This window comes from Campylobacter portucalensis (genome assembly GCF_009690845.1).
Classification (GTDB): domain Bacteria; phylum Campylobacterota; class Campylobacteria; order Campylobacterales; family Campylobacteraceae; genus Campylobacter_B; species Campylobacter_B portucalensis.
This window is the reverse complement of the sequence record NZ_VWSJ01000071.1, coordinates 1-4,076: the sequence shown is the minus strand read 5'-3', so window position 1 is coordinate 4,076 and position 4,076 is coordinate 1. Positions and strand designations below refer to the sequence as shown.

4 protein-coding genes and 1 pseudogene are annotated in these 4,076 nt (G+C 26.7%); all 5 read right to left on the bottom strand.

Going from position 1 to position 4,076, the window contains the following annotated elements:
* On the bottom strand, positions 1-536 hold a 536-nt coding region (locus tag F1B92_RS08680), incomplete at its 3' end, for a hypothetical protein (RefSeq protein WP_229770999.1).
* Between the two features lie 63 nt (positions 537-599).
* A complete protein-coding gene (locus F1B92_RS08675) occupies positions 600-1,022 on the bottom strand; it encodes a hypothetical protein (protein WP_154571443.1) in 423 nt (140 codons plus the stop codon).
* A 182-nt stretch (positions 1,023-1,204) separates the two neighbouring features.
* Entirely contained in the window at positions 1,205-1,552 is a 348-nt protein-coding gene (locus F1B92_RS08670) for a hypothetical protein (RefSeq protein ID WP_154571442.1), read from the bottom strand.
* A 27-nt stretch (positions 1,553-1,579) separates the two neighbouring features.
* A complete protein-coding gene (locus tag F1B92_RS08665; RefSeq protein WP_195836344.1) occupies positions 1,580-2,185 on the bottom strand; it encodes a hypothetical protein in 606 nt (201 codons plus the stop codon).
* Between the two features lie 81 nt (positions 2,186-2,266).
* Positions 2,267-4,076, bottom strand: a pseudogene (locus F1B92_RS09420) (hypothetical protein); the annotation flags it as partial.

Sequence of the window (4,076 nt, the reverse complement as noted above, 5' to 3'; positions counted from 1 at the left end):
TTGTGATCAAAATATACTCCATCGCTTAAATTTAGAGTTGATATTTTACCATCACCGTTAAGGTCAAGAGTGATTGGGTCGTAAAGTTGGGGGTCAGCTGTTGGGTTAAAGAAATCTTTCCAGTAATCCTTTATGTCTTCTAGCCAATCAGGGTCTTTACCTTGCCATCTAGGGTCAAAGGGATTGAAGCCAAAGGATAGTGCATCAATTACATCTTGTACATACTCATTATTTATAATTGTGTCCATTAAATTGGCACCACCTATTAGAGTTCCTGCACCATAAAAAAGTTTTCCAACTCCCTTGGCAGGCATATATGGTACTAATTGTAAAGTAGTACCCAATGTTACCAAAACATCAGCCCCAACATCAGCATAATCTTTCCAAGTTGCTGTACCTTTATTTATTTTTTCCATTAAATTTGCACTACTTGCAGTAGTTCCACCTTTGCCAGCACTTAATTCACCAAGACGTCTTTTTAAACCTCTTGGAAGAAATTTGACACCAAATTGGATTCCGTTAGAAATTAACTCCAACGTATCTGTTTTAGCTCCCGACTTAGTAGTGTTTGAATCATTGTTTGGCATTTTTACTCCTTTTTAATATGTAATTTTTACTAGTATTCCTAAAATTAATCCTATAATTCCTAAATACATTAAAATATATATAGCTGAATTGAAAACAAACAAAATCCAGCTAACTAATTTTCCAAACGGGGTTTGAAGTTTGCTATTTGAAAGATTTCTATAAGATTGTTTAGCTAGTTCAAACTTAAGTTGCTTAGAAACAGAATCTCTTCTAAAATCAAAATTTAAGTCAAGTAAAATAACACTCATTGATGAAAATGTAAAAATAAAAGACACATACAAGATTTTATTTATAAAGTTCATTTTAAAATTCTTATCAACTTGTTTAGTTAAATTTTGCTCTTGTAGTGTTGTATTATTATCTTTTATCTTATCTCCAAAACCAAAGCTTAATATTAGAGATAGAAAAAGCATTATTTTAAAGATTTGTTTCAAATTCGCTCCTTTTGTTTAAATTTATTCTTTTTATTTTTGTGTCCCTTTACGCCACAAATTCATAACTTTTGAAATTATAAATCTTTTTAGTTACTATTTGGTTACTTTTTATTTTATTTTTTAAATTTTTTATAAATTTGTATCTTTTTGTTGCATCATCCCCGCCATCAACTACATAATCATCAAAAGTTTTTTGATATTTGATTTATTGATTCTTCGGTAAATTTTTCTCTATCAGCGTTTTGATTATTGAGATTTTTAAAGTAAGCTTTTGCATCGGTATAGCCATCTTTTAAATCGTCTGTTCCCCGATAAGCAATTGTATGTTTGTTTGTGTTTTCTTTTCTATACAAAGTAGCTGAAAAGCCACTATCTTTACTATTTGTAAATTTCTCTACTACATAAGAGTTACCATTTATAGTTACTTTTTCGCCTACATAGTGTTTTTTATAGCTATTAGCAGATAGAGCTGCTTGTTCTTTAATCTTACCTAATGACATATCCATTGGTTTTTTAGATGAAAAATCCATTATTTATCCTTTGTATTAAATTTAGTTTTATAGGTTTATTTGACTATTTGTTTTTAAATCTTTTTTAAAATATCTATATTCGCTTATTAAATTTAGTGGGATTGATAATAAAACTGATAATGGTATAAATATAACTGAAACTAAACCTAATAATACCATAAAAAGCCCAAGCTCTTTTTCTTTAGTAGCATAAATATCATATAATAAACCAATATATGCAAAAAACATAAAAATAGTTGAAAAATTTAAATATATAAATGATTTAAATAGTGAAATTTGATTTGTTGATTTATAAAATTTATGCACAATAAATATAGAGTATATATAAAAAAGCCCACAAAATAAAGAGATGATTAGGGTTATAGATAAATTATTTAATGCGTATAAATTTATAAAGCATATATAAATTGGCAATAAATTTAACAGCACGCCAAGTAAATATCTTTTAGAATTTTTATAATTAGAAAGATAAAATACTTTACAAACCATAATCGTAGATAAAAGTAAAATATATACTTTATAAAAAATAGCTTCTGTTAATGCGACTAATATGTTAATAGCACTTATTTTATTATCATTAGCAAGACTAGAATTTAACCAGCCAAAATATAAAGCCAAAACCATAGCAACCATAAATATAACAGCTTGAATTTTAACTAAAAATATTCTTTTGCTAGTTAATTCTAATTGATTTTAATTTGCCATCTTTTGCCTTTACCCCACAAATTTATAACTTTTAAAATTATAAATCTTTTTAGTTGCTATTTGGTTACTTTTTGTTAGCTTTGTTAAATTTTGTATGAATTTGTATCTTTTTGTTGCACTATCATCATCACCATCACCACCATCTATATAGTCATTTCCATTGCCTGAGTCTATAGTGTCATCACCACTTCCAGCTAGTATATTATCTTTACCATTTTTAGTAATTATCCTATCATCTCCACCAAGAGAGTTTATAGTATAATCTTTATCTTTATAAAACACTTCTAGGTTATCATTATCTTCACTTACTTTCATAACTTCATCTATGATGTCATTTAAAGTCATAGTTTGATTTTTAAATATAATCTTATCTACTACATAGTTTAAATTTAGATCATCTTTAAAGAAGTTTTTAAAAGTTATGGTATTAGCTAAATTTGAGATATCATTTATAGATAGGTTATTATAATTTAATTGACTATTTGATGATGGCTGGTTAGAGTTTAAATTACTTGTGCTTGCTTGATTGGAATTTGATGATAGATATGAGTTTGCTTCATCTTTTTTAAATATTATTAAATCACTACTATATCTTTTAAATACTAAATCATCTTTGGTTATGTCGTTTGTAAATTTAATACTATCACTTTTATTTTCAAAGAGATTTGGATTATTTATATTTGTAGTGTCATAGTTATCTATAATATCTTTTCCAAAGTTACTATCTTCATATAGATATGTATCACTTCCTTTTCCACCTATTAAATAATCATCTCCAACTCCACCTATTAAAGTATCATTTCCAGCTAAGACATAAAGAGTGTCTTTACCATCTAAGATATTTGTGCCTATTAGGGTATCATCTTTACTTGTGCCAGATATAGTAGAGAGATTTGATATGGTTTTACTGCTTAAGGTATCTAAATACTCTTTTAAAACTCCAGCTTCTTTAGCTTTATTCGCAAAATTTGATAAGAGAGTAAAGCCATCTTTTATATCGTTTTTGTTTTCAAATAACTCTATAAACTCAGCTAAGTCTGTAAAGGCTTTTTTGGGGTTAGAGTTATTTACTTCTTTAAATTTAGAAAGTGCATTATCATAGTTTAGTTTAAAAGAGTATTTTATAGTTCCGTTGGCTTCTATAGTTTCAACATCAAGTTCTAATAAATTCATATATTCTTTTAGTCTGGTTTGAGTAAGTAGGGTTTTATATGAGTAGTCTAAGATATTATCATAAGCTTGATTTATATGGTTAATGATATCTTTTACATCATTCTCGCTTGTATAATATAGTGGTTTAGTTACAACTCCTGTAAAGCTATCAATTACTTTTAGTTTATATTTTATACTATTAAACTCATCAAGTAGTTCTTTACTTATTTGATAATTTTTTACTCTATTTAATCCAGTTGGAGTAACTCTTATAGTTTTACTATTTAGTGAAATTTCTCCACCATATTTTACATTTTCTATAAGTTTGTCATAGTTTTTTATACTATCGTTGTCAGTTATTAAAGTAAGAGATTTTAGTTCATTTTTTAAATAATCTTTTTTTGTTTCATAATCACTACTTGATTTGTCTAAATTTGAAAGTTTGTTTAAGATATCTATTATCTTAGAATTTGTATCTGTTGTCTTACTTATAGTAGCTTTATTTAAAGAGTAGTTGTTTATGTCTATCTTAGAATTAGTTTTTACCCACTCATCTATTAAAGATGGAAGCATCTCTACTTGTTCTTTTTTAGTCTTTAGGTTTGAATAATTATCAAGCATATTGTTTAGTATTTCTGATATAGCAGCTGATACATTTAAATCTTTT

What these genes read in the sequence shown, in the direction of transcription:
- F1B92_RS08670 (WP_154571442.1), bottom strand. Translation starts at nt 1,552, where the DNA reads ATGGATTTTTCATCTAAAAAACCAATGGATATGTCATTAGGTAAGATT.
- F1B92_RS08665 (WP_195836344.1), bottom strand. Translation starts at nt 2,185, where the DNA reads ATGGTTGCTATGGTTTTGGCTTTATATTTTGGCTGGTTAAATTCTAGT.